The organism is Wolbachia endosymbiont of Pentidionis agamae (genome assembly GCF_036711655.1).
Lineage (GTDB): Bacteria > Pseudomonadota > Alphaproteobacteria > Rickettsiales > Anaplasmataceae > JAZHPY01.
Genome location: NZ_JAZHPY010000137.1, coordinates 1 through 1,122, shown reverse-complemented (window position 1 = coordinate 1,122; position 1,122 = coordinate 1). Strand labels below are relative to the sequence as shown.

The window sequence follows — 1,122 nt, the reverse complement described above, 5'->3', positions numbered from 1 at the left end:
AACCTGCTTATTTTTTCAAACCCCATTACCCATCTCATATTATTTTCTAGTAGATCACAACCTTTAGTACAGTTATGCTAGAGGTCTATTTTTAATCCATAACTGGGGTTTGGAAATGTGAAGTATTCCTATGAAAGATAGAAATATAATCTATCTGAGATGAATTCTTTTTATAAATCCCTGGTATATAAACAATTTTAGCTGTATCTTCTGTATATTGTTTCGTACTACTAAAATATTGCTTCCGCAATTTGGCCATTATCATTATAATATAGAAAATCAAGTAAAAATCTCAGGAATTTTAATCACAAAATATTCAAATTGAACTGGATATCCAATTCTTTATAGAAAAAAATAAAAATTCTCAAAAAAAATACTTAAGGCAATTCAAGACAATAATTTAACAGAGGTTAAGAGATTAGTCGGAAAAGTTGATATTAATGCTATTGATGAAGGAGATTATACTTCTTTGCATTTAGCTGCTCAAAATTGGCATATAGAGATTGTAGTGCTTCTAATAAATTTTAGAGCTAATGTAAATGCTCGTGATAATAGTGGTTACACTACTTTATTTTGAGCTGCTTACAATGGGCATGAAAAAACTGTAGAGTTTCTAATAGAAAAAGGAGCTAATATTAATACTCAGGGTTATTATGGTGGCACTCCTTTATGTCATGTTGTTAAATCTTTTCAATATTCTCAAAATCATCACAGTGATAAAGTAATAAAATTATTGATACGTAGTATCGTAAAATTAGAAGTTTCTAACGCTAATCCTAGATTATAAGAGGATACAAAAGAGATAAAAACTCAGTTAGAAATTAAAGTGAGAATACCAATGGATAAAGATATAACAGAAATTTTTTGTATAGTCGATGATTTTTGTAAAGCTATAAATTTTGCAAATAAACTGTGCTTTTTACCTGCATCACTTAACATTTTTCTACAAATCAGAGTTTTTCCTTCATACACCAGTTACACTAAAGCCCAGAGGTGACATTTAGCTATGCTATTAAGTGCTTATGCGGGTGGTCAGAACATACTGGAATCTCATACATAGATACAACTCCTATTGCAATGCAAAAAAGAATATCCAAAAATAAAGTATTTGCTGATATTGTA

At 29.2% G+C, this 1,122-nt stretch carries 1 protein-coding gene and 2 pseudogenes; all 3 read left to right on the top strand.

Annotated elements, in window-relative coordinates; genetic code table 11:
* Nucleotides 1-373: 373 nt before the first annotated feature.
* Nucleotides 374-577, top strand: a complete 204-nt coding sequence (locus V6U76_RS05650) for an ankyrin repeat domain-containing protein (RefSeq protein WP_408647437.1) — start codon at nt 374-376, stop codon at nt 575-577.
* 6 nt (nt 578-583) lie between these two features.
* Nucleotides 584-787: pseudogene (locus V6U76_RS05645) on the top strand (ankyrin repeat domain-containing protein); the annotation flags it as partial.
* Between the two features lie 51 nt (nt 788-838).
* Nucleotides 839-1,122: pseudogene (locus V6U76_RS05715) on the top strand (IS982 family transposase); the annotation flags it as partial.